This is a genomic window from Candidatus Poriferisocius sp. (genome assembly GCF_965204145.1).
In the GTDB taxonomy this organism is placed as follows: domain Bacteria; phylum Actinomycetota; class Acidimicrobiia; order Acidimicrobiales; family Bin134; genus Poriferisocius.
This window is the reverse complement of record NZ_OZ241977.1, coordinates 521,704-534,864: the sequence shown is the minus strand read 5'-3', so window position 1 is coordinate 534,864 and position 13,161 is coordinate 521,704. Positions and strand designations below refer to the sequence as shown.

Genomic DNA, 13,161 nt, shown 5'->3' with positions numbered 1-13,161 from the left:
CGGCTCAGCTCAGCTCGAGGCCTTCCAGGGACCCCTCTTCGCGCCACGCCTTGAGAAGCTTGAAGAACTCCTGGGCGCCGCCACCGTAGTTGCCGCCGAACCAGCCAGGGCCATCGTCGGGCTTGCCCTCGTTGTTGTAATAGCCGGGGGTGCAGGACTCCAGGAAACCGGCTCGGCGATAGGCCGACTCCATGATGACGCGCACCCAGTCGGCCTCAGCCTGCTCGGTGGGCTCCACCACGGTGGCCCCCGACGACAGGCCCTTCTCGACAATGTAGGCCACATGCTGGCTCTGCTCATTGTAGAGCTCGGTGAAGTTCGGCGAGACCCCCGACTGGATGCCGCCCATGTGCAACAGGTTGGGGTATCCCCGGGTGACCACCCCGTGGAAGGTGGACATGCCGTCGGCCCACCGCTCGCTAAGCGTCTCGCCGCCCCGACCGTAGATGTCGCAGTTGGCCCGGTGGGAGTAGTCGGTGCCCACCTCGAACCCGGTGGCGAAGATGATGCAGTCCAGCTCGTACTCCTGGCCTCCGGCCATCACGCCCTTGGGTGTGATGCGCTCGACGCCCTGGCCGTCGGTGTCCACCAGGGTGACGTTGTCGCGGTTGAAGGTGGGCAGATAGTCGTCGTGGAAGCACGGCCGCTTGCAGAACTGCCGGTAGTAGGGCTTGAGCGCCTCGGCGATGGACGAGTCTTCGATCAGCTCGTCTACCCGGCTGCGGATCTGCTCCATCTTCTGGAAGTCGGCCATCTCCATGGCCTCGGCGATCTCCTCGGGGGTGCCGAGGCGGGTGCCCTCTCCCAGCGCGGTGAGGTTGCGCAGGATGTCGGTCCAGCCGTCGCTGACCAGGTCCTCCTCCTGCATGCTGCCGGCCACGATGTTGCCGAAGTTCTCGATGCGGTGCTGCTGCCAGCCGGGCTCCAGCGACATGGCCCACTCCGGGTCGGTGGGGCGGTTGCCCCGCACGTCGATGGACGACGGGGTCCGCTGGAACACATACAGGTGCTGGGCGGCCTCGCCCACGTGGGGAATGCACTGCACCGCGGTGGCGCCGGTGCCGATCACCCCGACCACCTTGTCGGACAGCTCGGTCAGGTTCCCGTTGGTGTCGCCGCCGGTGTAGTCGTAGTCCCACCGGCTGGTGTGGAAGGAGTGGCCCTCATAGGAGTCGATGCCGGCGATGCCGGGCAGCTTGGGGCGGCTGAGGGGCCCGATGGCCATGATCACGAAGCGGGCCCGCATCCGGTCGTTGTGGTTGGTGTGCAGCACCCAGCGGTGGTCGGCGTCGTCCCAGTGCATCTCGTGTACCCGGGTGCCGAAGCACACGTCGCGGTACAGGTCGAAGTGGCGGCCCAGCTCCTTGCAGTGCTCCAGGATCTCCGGGCCGTAGGAGTACTTCTCCTTGGGCATGTAGTCGAGCTCTTCCAGCAGGGGCAGGTAGATGTACGACTCGATGTCGCACTGCACGCCGGGGTACTGGTTCCAGTACCAGGTGCCGCCGAACTCGGCCCCGGTCTCGATCATCCGGATGCTCTCCACCCCCATCTGGCGCAGCCGGGCGCCGGCCAAAAGCCCGCTGAACCCGGTGCCGATGATGGCCACGTCTACCTCATCGGTCAGCGGCTCCCGGACGATGCCAGCTTGCGACGGATCGTCCAGATAGCGGGAGAACTCCCCGTCCATGGCGATGTACTGGTCGTTGCCGTCGGACCGCAGGCGCTTGTCCCGTTCCTCGCGGTACTTCTCCCGGAGAGCGTTGGGGTCGAAGTCCATCCCGGTGTCTGAAGAGAGAGTGTCGGTCATAACTCACTACGATACGGCCCATGACCTTTGAGGCTCGATTCGACCTGACTGACGTGGACTGGACCCATATGGAAGGCGGTCCGGAGTTCGACTATCCCATTGAGTTCGACGTGGCCGTGCTCGGCTCCCAGGCCGACCTCGGCACGCTCGACTTGCTGGTGCGCTTCGCCCCCCACTCCCACTGTCACTTCCACCGCCACGTGGCCGCCACCCGCACCCTGGTGCTCCAGGGCGAGCACCATGTGTTCGATGTGGGTTCCAACGGCGAGACCGTCCACAAGATCAAGCCCGCCGGCACCTACAGCCAAAGCCCTTCCGGCGAAATTCACATGGAGCGGGGCGGACCCGATGGCGCCATCGTGCTGTTCAACCTCCACTCCCCCACCGGCGTGCTGTTCGAGACCCTAGACCCCGACCACAACGTGTTGGCCCAATCCACCATCGAGTCGATGTCCGATGGCCCCTTGATGGGGGGCTAGGGGAGGCCGGAGCAGTGGTCTTGGGCTAGGGCGGCGGGGGAGTCGCCGAAGTCGAGGGCACCCAGGGAGGCGCAGGCGTCGGCGAGCGCGGCGGGGAATTGGGGGTGGTCGGCGAATGCGGCTCTCAGGGCGTTGTGACGGGCGACGGCCTCTCTTCGGGTGTAGGGCAGGGCGCAGGTGTCGGCCACGCCGTCGTCGTCGCTGTCGAACGGGTAGGTGGTGGGGCCGCCCAGGCTGTGGTTGGCGCAGAACTGCGGGCTGTTGACGGGCCCGGAATAGAACTGGCGGGCCGAGGCGGCGTCCACCGGGTGGGGCACGGGCGACACGTCGGAGGCGTCGTCGGGATTGCGGGCGTGGCGGCCGCAGGCGTCTTCGGCGAGTTGTTCTTCGGTGTCGCCCAGATCGGTGGGCGCGGATGCGCAGGTGCCGGCGGTGGACTCGTCGACGCCGGCGGTGCGGGGATCGTCGCGTGTGCCGAACAGGGCGTCGCGGAACAGTTCCGGGTTCTGGTCGGCCAACTGCTCCAGCGCCTGTAGGCGGGCGACGGCCTCTCTTCGGGTGTAGGGCAGGGCGCAGACGTCGGCCACTCCGTCGCCGTCGCTGTCGAACGCGTAGGTGGTGGGACCGCCCAGGCTGAGGTTGGTGCAGTAGTCGGGACCGTCGATGACCCCGGAGTAGTACCGATCGCCAGTGTCATCACCGGTGTCGTCATCGTCGCCGGTGTCGCCGTCGTCGGGTCCAGGCCCAGGTCCGGGGCCGGGTCCGGGGCCGGGTCCGGGTCCGGGGCCGGGTCCGGGTCCGGGTGGGCGGGGCGGTGGTTGCCGGGTGCGGTCGTCGTCGTCGATGGTGATGGTCACTGAGGAGGTTGTGCCGGCTCGGAGGTTGCCGGCCAGGCTGTTGAGTGCTGTGGTGTCGAGCGCGACGGTGAAGGTCTCGTTGGTTTCGTCGTCGTCTTGGTTGGTGGTGATCTCGCCGGTGCCCGAGGTGGCGCCGCCGGCGATGGTGATGGCGGCCAGGGTGCCGCGGTCGCCGTCTGCGCCGGTGACGGTGATGGGGATGTCCACCGCGTCGGTGAGGGGTTGGGCCAGGGTGGCGGTGATGGTGACGGTGCTGCCCTCGCGCACCGATCTGGTGCTGGCCGACAGCGACACGGCGTTGGTGTCGTCGTCGTCGATGGTGATCTCAACCGTGTCGGGGGTGCCCTTGGCGACCGACGTCGGCAGGGCGCCGAGCGCGACGGTGAAGGTTTCGTCTTCGGTGTCGGCGTCTTGGTTCGTGGCGATCTTGGCGGTGAACACCGTGCCGGTGGCGGTGATGGGGATGTTCGCGAGCGTGCCGTGGTCGCCGGTCTCGGCTGTGTCTGCGGGGCCGCCGCCCACGGTGATCGGCAGCGATTTCACCGTCCCGACGGCGGCGGAGAGCGTGAGGGTGACGGTCACCTCGCCGCCCTCGGTCACCGAGCCGGGCGACACCGACAGCGACACGGTGGGCAGCGCCGTCACCGTGACGGACACGTCGGCGGCGGTGAGGTGCCCCGCGGGGGGATAGCCGGGCTGCGTGGCGCTGACGCTGTGGGTGATCACAGCGGTGCCGTCGGCTGTGCCGGTGACGGTGACCGTCTGGGGCTGGTTCCAGTTGGCGGTGGTGAAGTCGAGCGACGCCGGGCTGACGGTCGCCTTGTCGGTGGCGCTCGACGCCACGGCGATGGTCACGGTGCCGGCCGGCTGGGCGCCTCTCAGGCGCACCGTGTAGCTGGCGGTGGCGCCGGTGCTGACGGAGACGCTCGACTCGCTCACTTCCACGGCGCCGTCGTCGGAGCTGAGAGTGATCGTGGCCTGCGAGGCGTTGCCCCGCTCGTAGAGATCGGCGGCCACGTCCCCCGCGCTGCCGGTCGGCGCGGCGATGCGCAGCACGATCGTCTCGTCGGGCTCGATCGCGGCGTCGTTCGTGAGCGTGATCGCCAGGCTCCGGGTCGCGGCGCCGCCGGGCGTGAACGTCAGCGTCTTGGTGGCGATGCTGTAGTCGGAGCCCTCGGCGGCGGAGCCGGTCGAGAGCACCTCGACGGTGAAGGTGGCGTCGCGCCACGGGTTGGCGCTGATCGTGACCGGCACCTGAAGCGTGCCCGCGGCCTCCGACACGGTGGCCGTGTAGCGGGCGCCGGCGGCGGCGTCGTCGCCGAACGCGATCATCGCCTCGCCGCGGTCGCCGTCGGTGATCGTCACCGTGGCGCACGCGCTGCTCGGCCCGCAGTCGGCGTGCACGGTGCTCGCCGCCCAGCCCGAGACGCTGGTGGAGACCTCGAGGTAGTAGTGCTCGTCCTGCTCGACCACGTCGTCGTCTTTGAGCGGGTCCGAGATCGTCGCGACGCGCTTGCCCGCGGGCACCGTCAGGGTCGTGACCCGCCCGCTGCCGAGGTCCGCGGAGGGCTCTGCGGTGCGGTCCTTGGCCCCGGCCGGCAGCGGGTTGCCGTTGAAGGTGGTCTCCGAGTGCAGCCGGGCGCGGCTCACCGTGAACGCCAGGCCGCCCGTGGGCGCCAGCGCGCCCAGGCTCACCGTCAGCTCCGCGGTGCCGCCCTCGGGGCCCCCGGCCGTCTGCGTGACCCGGTAGGTCTGCGCCGCCGCGGTGACCGTCACCGCCACCTGGCCGAGCTGGGTGAGCCCGTTGTAGCCCGTGTCGGTCGAGGTCGACGCGTGGCTGATGGTGGCCGTGCCGGTGGCCACCGCGGTCACGGTCACCTCCTGGGGGGTGTCCCAGTTGTCGGGGGTGAACGTCAGCGCGCCCGACACCGTCGCCTTGCCGGTGGCGCTCGAGGTCGGCGTGATGGTCACGTTCGCGGTGGGCTTGCCGCCGCGCAGCACCACCGTGTAGGTCACCACCTCGGCGGGCACCAAATCGAACGACGCCTCGCCCAGGGTGATGCCCGCGGCGTTCTCGTTGATGCGCAGGTCCAGCTCGTTGGTGGTCAAAGACCGCTCGGTGCCGCCCTCGGTGGTGCGCGTCGCGGTGCCCTTCAGCCCGAGGCGCTCGGCCACGCTCTCAGAGCGGCTGTCGGAGCGCACCAGAAGCGTGGCGGTCGCGGTGGTCTGGCCCTCGGCGATCGTGAACGCCGCGGGCAGCGTGTAGTCGTTCGGACAGGCATGACCGCCCGGCCACTGGCCGGCGTTCTGGCACGAAACCGGCAGCGTGGTGCGGAACGACGGATGGGTGAGCCACGTGTTCTCGGTCGTCACCGACCAGCCGCGCGGGCCGACGGGGATGTCGGCCGTGGCGGTGACCGTCACCGAGGTGCCCTCCAGCACCGAGATCTCGTCCCGGAAGTTCGCGGTCCGGTCAACCGACAGCGTCACCGCCGCCACCTCGTCGTCATCGGTGATCGTCAGCGTGCCCGTCGAGCTCTGGGCGTGGCGGGTGTAGTAGTCGCCCAGATCGCCGTAGGCGCCCTTGGTGCCGGGCGAGGCCGCCGCCGGCTTGATCCGCACCTCGATCGTCTCGGTGTCCTCCTCCACCCGGTCGTCCTCGATGGTGACGGTCACATCCTGCTTGGCGATGGTCCCGGCGGCGAACGTGACCGTCTTGGACGCGATCACGTAGTCCTTCGGGTTGCCCGTGGGGTTGGCCGCCTCGTCGGTCTCGCGGGCCTTGCCGCCGGTCACCTCCAGCGTGAACGTCACGGCCTCCTGGGCGCGGTGGCTGATCGAGACCGGCACGGTGATCGTCCCGCCCTCCGCGTCGGAGGCCGCGAACTTCGCCGTCGAAGCGCTGTCGGAGCCGTGCAGGGCCACCTTCGCGCCGTCGCGGTCGTCATCGGCGATCGTCACCGCCGCCTTGGACCCCATGGCGTGGCGCCCGTAGTAGTCGCCCAGATCGCCGTAGGCGCCCTTGGTGCCCGGCGACGCCGCCGCCGCCACGATCTCGAGCTCGATCGTCTGGTCGTTCTCGACCACGTCGTCGTCGTTGAGCGTGACCTCGATGCTCGCGGTGAGCCCCCCCGACTTCGTGAAGGTCAGCGTCTTGGCCGCGATGTGGAAATCGTCGCGGCCCGGCATCGACGAGTCGCTGTACTCCGTCGCCGTGCCCGCATCCAGCACCCGCACCGTGAACGTCGTGTCCTCCTCGGGCAGGTGGCTGATCGTGACCGGCACGTTCAGCTTCCCGCCCGACACCTCCTCGTCCACATCGACGGTGTGCTTCGCCGTCGCAGCCGCCGAGTTGCCGAACGCGATCTCCGCGTCGTCGCGGTCGTCGTCGACGATCGTCGCCCGGGCCAGCCTGCTCTGGGTGTTGCGGACGTAGTAGTCGCCCAAGTCCGTGTAGGCGCCCACCGTGCCGGTCGTGTCGGCGGCCTTGATGCGCAGCTCGATCGTCTGGTCGTTCTCCACCAACTCGTCGTCGGTCAGCGTGATCGCCAGATTCTGCGTCTTGGCGCTTGTCGACGTGAATTTCACCGACTTGGCCGCGACCCGGAAATCGCCGGGCGCCGAGGCGCTCTCCCACTCCGTCGCCGTGCCCGCCTCGCTGCCGGTGAGCACCTCGACCTCGAACGTCGTGTCCTCCTCCGGCAGGTAATTGATGGTGACCGGCACGTTCAGCGTGAGACCCGTCACGTCCTCCTCCGCCGACGGGGACGTCAGCTTCGCCGTCGAGATCGCCGAGCTGCCGAAGGCGATCTTCGCCTTGCCGTCGTCGTTGTCCAAGATGGTGTACTGCGCCAGATCGTCGCTGGATTCCCGCGTGTAGAGGTCGCCGAGGTCGTAGTCCACATGGCTCGACGCTCTGGCGGCCACGATGCGCAGCTCGATGGTCTGGCTGTTCTCCACGAGGTTGTCGTCGTTGAGGGCGATGGCCACCGCCTTGGTCATCGTGTCCTCGTCGTCGGGCCCGAAGGTCACCGTCTTGTCGGCGATGCGGAAGTCGCCGGGATTCGAGGCGCTCTGCCCCTCGGTGGCCGTGCCCGTGCTGAGCACCTCGATTTCGAACGTCGTGTCCTCCTGCGGCAGGTGGTCGATCGTGACGTCCACCGAGGTGTTGTTGCCCTCGGTATTCGTGCGGAAGAGCTTCTGCCCAGTGGCGGTTTTGCCTAAGAAGATCTTCGCGCCCTCGTTGTCGGTGATCGTGACCGTCGCGTCGGTCGACACGCCGTCGGTATCGCTTTGGGCTTCGGAGTCGCGTTTGTAGTGGGTGCCCAGGCCGCTGGTCGAGGCGGCGATCCGCAGCGGGATGATCTCGTCCCATTCCACGAGGTCGTCGTCGTTGAGCGTGATGGCCAGGTCCTGCGTCTTGTTGCCCGTCGAGGTGAACGTCACCGACTTTTCCATGATCTGGAAGTCGCCGGGGTTCATGGCGTCGGCGTACTCGGTGGCCCGGTTCGACCCCGTCGTCAACAGCGTGATGGTGAACGTCGTGTCGGCCTGCGGCAGGTGGCTGACCGTCACCGGCACCGTCGGGCTCGCCGACTCGGCGTGCGACGCCTCGTACTCCGCCGTGGCCGCGGCGTTCGAGCCGAACGCGATCTTCGCGTCCTCGGTCTCGGAGATCGTGACCGTCGAGGCGTCCTTGCCGTCGCCCTTCTTCTGCCAGCCGGTCGCGCTGGTCGAGATCGTGACGGTGAACGTCTCGGCCCCCTCCACCAAGGCGTCCTGGGCGATGGGCACGCTCAGCGTCGCCGTGGTCGCGTCCTCGCTGACCGTCACCGACGTCGGCGTCGTGCCCGTGTCGGCCGACGTCGCCGTGCTGCCCGAGTAGTTGTAGGCCGCCGTGAACGCGATGCCGCTGGTGGGCGCCGCGCGGCCCAGCGTTACCGTCAGCGACGCGCTCGTGCCCTCGTCGGCCATCGCCGCCGAGGTGATCTCGAAGGTCTTCGTCGACACCTTCACCGTGAGACCGACATCGGCGATCGACAGCGACGCCGGATAATTCGGATCGGAGCTGCTCGTAACGCCGGTCACCGCATGGGTGATCTTCAGGCCGGTGCCCGCCGCCACGCCGGTGATCGTCACCCTCTGGGCCTGGTTCCAGTTCGAGGTGGTGAACGTCAGCTCGCCCGACACCGTCGCCTTGTCGCTGGCGGCGTCGGTGGACGCGACCTTCACGCTGGGCGTGACCTTCACGCTCGCCGTCGGCTTGGAGGCCAGCTTGACCGTGTAGGTCGCCGTGTCGCGCGCCTCCACAATGCGCGTGATCGCCCTGCCGTCGCCGATCACCACCCCCGCGGTGTCGTCGTCGACGATGGTCACCGTCAGGAACCCCGCCGAGTGGCCGTCCGCCTCCGCCTTGAGCACCAGCGTCTCGTTGTCGCCCTCGTCCACCTTGTCGTCGACGATGCTCAACGTCGCGGTGCCCGAATCGTTGCCCGAAGCGATCGCGATGGTCGACGACGACAGCGTGTAGTCGTCGGTCACCGTCGCCGAGCCGCTCTCCTTGCTCAACGTCACCGTCACCCCGCTGCTGCCCGCCGCCTCCGGCAGCGTCGCGGTGATCGTCTTCGACCTGTTGGCCGCAGCCTCGCCCACCGGGCCGCTCGCGATCGACAGCTCCACCTCCGGCAGCTCCGGCTCCGCAGGCGTGCCCGCAGTGAACTCGAACGCGCCGGCGCCCGCCGCGCTGGTGGCGCGGATGCGCACCCGGTACTCGGTGCCGTTGGTGAGGCCCTTGATGGACTGCGCCGCGTCGGGCGGGTCGGTCTCGGTGTCGCGGTCGACCGCCACCCAGCCCGCCGCCGCCGTCGCGCTCTGGCCCGTCTGCACCTCCGCGTCGTCGGCCACCGGGGTGTCGCCCGCCTTCGACGCCGACGTGTAGTGAACGTCATAGCCGGTCAGCACCCCCAAAGGCGCCGTCCACGACAGCCCCAGCTCCGTGTTGCGCTCGGCCACCATCAGCGCGGTCGGCTTGGCCGCCGTGTCGTCATCGTCGATCTTCACCGTCACCTGCGACCCGGTCGTGTAGCCCGTCGCCACCGACACGGTCACCATCACAGTCTCATCGGCCTCCACCGCAGTGTCCTGCACAGCCGTCAACGTCGCCGTGCCCTCCGTGGCGCCCTGCGCGACCGTGATCGACCCCGCCAGCGTGTAGTCCTTGGCCGAGCCCTTCTCCGCCGTGCCCGACGTGGCCAGCGTCACCGTCAGCCCGCCGGTCGGCGCCGCCGCCGACAGCGTCGCCTTGATCGTCGCCTCGCCCGCCGCCTCCGCCACGATGGAAACATTCGAGCTCAGCGTCACCGTCGGCGTCGATCCCGCCGCCCGCGTCACGGTGATCGTGTACTCCTTGGTCGTCTCGCCGTTCTCGGCGGTGACCACCACGTTGAGCTCGTTCTCGCCCACGTCGAGGGCGATCGCCGCGCTGGCCGATCCGCTGGTCACCGACGTGCCCTCCACCGTCACCGACGCCCCGCTGTGGGCCAGCGTCGGGGTCACCTTGGCGTGAGTGACGGTGTTGGCCACCGACGCCGTGTAGGCCGTGGTGGCGGCGTTGAACGTCGCCGGGACCAGCGCCTGACCCGAGAACGTGCCCATCTCAGACGCGCTCACGCTGAGCTCCAGGCCGCCCAGGTTGGCGTTGCGCTGGATCACCGTCACCCAGCCGCTCCAAGCGCTGGCCTCATACCCGGTGATCGCCTCGGACCGCACCCGGATCTCATAGACAAGGCCCCCGGTCAGCCCGGTGATCGACTTGGTGACCGTTGCGCCCGTCTCGCTCAAGTAGTAGCTGCTTCTGTCATCGCCCGGCACCCTGTAGTTGACCTCATAGCTCTGCGTACCAGGCGCCCCAGCCCTCGACCACGACACCGACATCGCGGTCGCAGAAGTCATCTTCGCAGTGAGCCCCGTCGGCGTCCCCAACGTGTTCGAGCACGTAGCCCCGATGCTCACCGACACCGGCACCCCATCGGCCCAGCCGGCGTCGAAGCTGCTCTTGCGGACATTGTGCGTTGGATCGCTTGCGATCGCGTAGTCGTCGCCGCCCACGCAGAACTTCAGCGCATTGAGCGCGGCTTTCGAATCAGGATCGAACGTCGCTTGCAGGAGGTCAGAGTCCCAGTCCTGGAGTTGGGAGAACGTATAGGCAGTGCCGCCGACCGTGAAGTCGTTGTCGGTCAGCTGCGAATCGCATTCGCTGTCAGTGAGGCAGCCAAACCCCCCGCCGCTCGTGGTGAACCTCCCCGGCACCAGCGTGGCGTGCCACTCGGTGCCAGAGGGCACCCGGAGCACCGTGACGGTGTAGGTCTGGGTGCTGGAGTCCTCCGCGGTCACCTCCACGTCGAGCTCGTTCTCGCCCACGGCGAGGGCGATCGCCCCGCTGGCCGTGCCGTCGCCCACCGACGTCAGCGTGCCGCCGCTGGGGCCCACCTTCACCGTCGCCTTGCCGGTGTCGTCCACCGTGGGCGTCACCTTCACATGCGTCGTGGCGTTGCCCACCGTCGCCCGGTAGCCCGTGGTGCCCGACGCGAACGTCGGCACCAGCAAATCAGCCCCCGTCAGCGCCGTGAACGAAGTGCCGTCCGTGCTCCCCGACGCCGCCAGCGCCGACAAATCAGCATTCGACGACGTGGTCGGCGTGTCGCCCTCCTCGCGCGTGATAACCACCAAGTAGGTCTGGGAGAGATCTTCGTCCGCGCTGGATACCTCAACGAATATGTTGTTGCCCCCTACATCCAGACTTATGGCGGAGGTGGGCGTGCCACTGGTCGCGTCGCTCCCTGCCACTATCACCGAGGACGTGGCGTCTGCCAACGTCGGCGTCAGCTTGATGTGGGTGATGGTGTTGGCCACTGTGGCTTTGTAAGTGGTGGTTTTGGGGTCGAAGGCCGGAGTCAAGTCGAATGCCGTGAACGTGCCGGTCTCGCTGCCGCTGCCGCTGGCCGTCAGGGACTTCAGATCGGCCCTCGGGTCCGGAGGGTTAGCCCTGCCGGTCACGCTGATGAGCAGTGTGGAAGACTCCTTCTCCCATAACGTGCTGGAATCCGGCACATTGTCGTACCCGGAGTAGTAGTCGTTCGCAATGGACCAGCCGGCTGCGGCCCCGCTGTCTTCGTCGTCCGAATTCGTTATTTGCAGTTTGGCGTTGACATTGCCGGTGGTGTAAAGGACGGCGAAATAACTCGTGCCCGCCGCGAGCCTCGTGTTAGCCGGCGCGGCGAAGGAATTCGTGCCGACGGCCAAGGTGTCGGGAACCTCCAGGTCGACCAGCTTGAATACGCCGCTCGGCGGCTCTCCGATGCCCGCGGCCTCCCACAGCTCAGCCTTGACGGTCGCCGTCTGTGTTTCGTTGAGCGCCTCATCCAGCGAAGCCTCAATGCTCGTCAGCGTGTAGCCGCCGACGTTGCTGCCCGTGGTGAACTCCTGGGCATACGGAGTGCTGGTAGTGAATGCGGTCGCGTCGTCGTTCTTCCCCAGGTTGCTCACCAGCTTCGAAGGGGCGATGCCCTTGACGCCGACCTTGAAGAGGACATGCGACCCGCCGTCGATGACTGGCATCCATGTGGGACTGCCACTTGGCTCATCGTTGGAGGTCGTTCGGCTTTAGTCACCGATGCTCCAGCCCGCCGCCTTGCCGTCATCCTCGCCGCCCAACCGTGTGAGATTGATTTGCAGGGCGAAGTTGCCGACCGAGTAGACCACGACGTGGTACGTCGTGGCTTTCGCAAGCGTCGTGCCGGGCGGCGCCTCGAACGACGTGGTGCCCGTCGAGATGCTTGCGGGCACCTTCAGGCTCGCCAGCTTCGAACCCGGACTGTTGCTGGAGTCCGACCACAGCTCCACCCGGACGGTATCTCGCTGAGCCTCGGTCACGCTGGAATTCGCCACATCCAGCTCGATGCTCGTCAGCGCGTAGCCACCGGTCGCGCTCCCAGTGGTGAATGATTGGGCGAGTACGGAAGACCCAGTGTCCCGTTTAAGGCCAGTGTCCTTGCCCAAGTTGCTGAGCAGGGTGCTCGAGAGGTCCTGCGCCGCGGCCGGCGGTGCGTCTTTGGTGTCCAACACCCCGACCGTGGCCAGCCCGACCAGCGCGGCGACCAAGAGCGATGCCCAACGGCGGGCGCGACCACGGCGGTAGGCGCGGGGCTGGTGCGTTTCGGTCTTCATGGCGCTCCGTCCTTCACTGGTAGATAGAAGAGAGAAAGAGAAAGGGACATGCGTTCCCCGAAGGCGCGGATCACCCCGGCCCGCCTGCGACCCTCAGCCGCCGAGCAACGGGGGGGGGGGACTACCCAGCATCACTCGCCGCCCCAGGCCTTCCGAAACAACACCCGCCGAACGCTCAACCCGCGCATATTCAGAATCAGAAGATAGCCGCATAATCCTATGATTTAAGCATTAACCACCAAAACACTATGTGATTTACCATGTGATTGTTGTCGTGCGGTCAGCGCCGGGGTAGGGTTGCGGGGCTTCCCCCATTGCGGCACTCCCGGGAGTATTCGGGGCAATGCAAGCGATCCTCATATCCATCATCGGCGTCTTGGGCGCCGGGCTCATCGGCTTCATCACCACCGTGGTCCACGGCCTTCGCGCCGACACCGCCCAGCTTCGAGACCAACACGCCAACCTGCGCACCGAGCTCAAAGCCGACAACGCCGAACTCCGAGCCGAGCTCAAAGCCGACAACGCCGAACTCCGCACCGAGCTCAAAGCCGACAACGCCGAACTCCGCACCGAGCTCAAAGCCGACAACGCCGAACTGCGAGCCGAGCTGAGCAGGCTGGTCGAGACGGTCCACGGCCTGGCCAACAAAATGGTCACCGCGATGGCCGACCTGGAAATACGGCTCGGCCACAAGCTCGCCGCAGAGATCAGAAAAGCCCTCCAAACCCCACAAGACCCCTAACCGGATGACCCCGAGACAGCCTCAACCGGCCGCTGGGTTGTCGGGGCTCAT

At 67.8% G+C, this 13,161-nt stretch carries 5 protein-coding genes; 2 read left to right on the top strand and 3 right to left on the bottom strand.

Annotation, left to right across the window (positions count from 1 at the left end; translation table 11 throughout):
• Positions 1-4 precede the first annotated feature (4 nt).
• Positions 5-1,807: a flavin-containing monooxygenase gene (locus ACOGI7_RS02300; protein WP_419850315.1), complete on the bottom strand. Its 1,803-nt coding sequence runs from the start codon at positions 1,805-1,807 to the stop codon at positions 5-7.
• 20 nt (positions 1,808-1,827) lie between these two features.
• On the opposite strand from ACOGI7_RS02300, the gene ACOGI7_RS02295 reads away from it, so the two are divergent.
• Positions 1,828-2,286: a cupin domain-containing protein gene (locus ACOGI7_RS02295; protein WP_419850314.1), complete on the top strand. Its 459-nt coding sequence runs from the start codon at positions 1,828-1,830 to the stop codon at positions 2,284-2,286.
• Here ACOGI7_RS02295 and ACOGI7_RS02290 read toward each other — a convergent pair.
• Both ACOGI7_RS02290 and ACOGI7_RS02285 read right to left on the bottom strand, forming a co-directional pair.
• A complete protein-coding gene (locus tag ACOGI7_RS02290) occupies positions 2,283-11,759 on the bottom strand; it encodes a Calx-beta domain-containing protein (protein WP_419850313.1) in 9,477 nt (3,158 codons plus the stop codon). The two genes, ACOGI7_RS02295 and ACOGI7_RS02290, sit on opposite strands and share 4 nt — an antisense overlap.
• 45 nt (positions 11,760-11,804) lie before the next feature.
• Entirely contained in the window at positions 11,805-12,368 is a 564-nt protein-coding gene (locus ACOGI7_RS02285) for a choice-of-anchor R domain-containing protein (RefSeq protein ID WP_419850312.1), read from the bottom strand.
• Between the two features lie 343 nt (positions 12,369-12,711).
• Between ACOGI7_RS02285 and ACOGI7_RS02280 the strand changes: the two genes are divergently transcribed.
• Positions 12,712-13,110 carry a hypothetical protein gene (locus ACOGI7_RS02280; RefSeq protein ID WP_419850311.1) on the top strand — a complete coding sequence of 133 codons (399 nt, stop codon included), beginning with the start codon at positions 12,712-12,714 and terminating at the stop codon, positions 13,108-13,110.
• Positions 13,111-13,161 lie beyond the last annotated feature (51 nt).

Bases quoted from the DNA above. Each gene is read 5' to 3' on its own strand.
- ACOGI7_RS02300 (WP_419850315.1), bottom strand. From the start codon at position 1,807: ATGACCGACACTCTCTCTTCAGACACCGGGATGGACTTCGACCCCAAC.
- ACOGI7_RS02285 (WP_419850312.1), bottom strand. From the start codon at position 12,368: ATGAAGACCGAAACGCACCAGCCCCGCGCCTACCGCCGTGGTCGCGCC.
- ACOGI7_RS02290 (WP_419850313.1), bottom strand. From the start codon at position 11,759: ATGCCAGTCATCGACGGCGGGTCGCATGTCCTCTTCAAGGTCGGCGTC.
- ACOGI7_RS02280 (WP_419850311.1), top strand. From the start codon at position 12,712: ATGCAAGCGATCCTCATATCCATCATCGGCGTCTTGGGCGCCGGGCTC.
- ACOGI7_RS02295 (WP_419850314.1), top strand. From the start codon at position 1,828: ATGACCTTTGAGGCTCGATTCGACCTGACTGACGTGGACTGGACCCAT.